This is a genomic window from Streptomyces sp. WM6386, from assembly GCF_000972385.1.
Classification (GTDB): domain Bacteria; phylum Actinomycetota; class Actinomycetes; order Streptomycetales; family Streptomycetaceae; genus Streptomyces.
Genome location: NZ_JXTE01000442.1, coordinates 1 through 507, shown reverse-complemented (window position 1 = coordinate 507; position 507 = coordinate 1). Strand labels below are relative to the sequence as shown.

Genomic DNA, 507 nt, shown 5'->3' with positions numbered 1-507 from the left:
TCCTCAACGTCACCCGCCCCGACATCGTGCGCTCGGTGCACGCCGAGTACTTCGACGCGGGCGTCGACTGCGTCGAGACCAACACCTTCGGCGCCAACCACGCGGCCCTCCCCGAGTACGACATCCCCGAACGGGTCCACGAACTGTCCGAGGCCGGCGCCCGCGTGGCCCGCGAGACGGCCGACGAGTACACCGCCCGCGACGGCCGCCCGCGCTGGGTCCTCGGTTCCATCGGCCCCGGCACCAAGCTGCCCACGCTCGGCCACGCCCCGTACACCACCCTGCGCGACGCCTTCCAGCAGAACGCCGAGGGCCTGGTCGCGGGCGGCGCCGACGCCCTGCTCGTCGAGACCACCCAGGACCTCCTCCAGACCAAGGCCGCCGTCCTCGGCGCCCACCGCGGTCTTGAGGCACTCGGCCTGGAGCTGCCGCTCATCGTGTCGGTGACGGTGGAGACGACCGGCACGATGCTCCTCGGCTCCGAGATCGGTGCCGCGCTGACCGCGC

1 protein-coding gene is annotated in these 507 nt (G+C 73.0%); it reads left to right on the top strand.

Annotated features, from left to right (window positions below):
- The coding region (locus TN53_RS42155) for a homocysteine S-methyltransferase family protein (RefSeq protein WP_046264198.1) at positions 1–507 on the top strand (507 nt) is incomplete at both ends.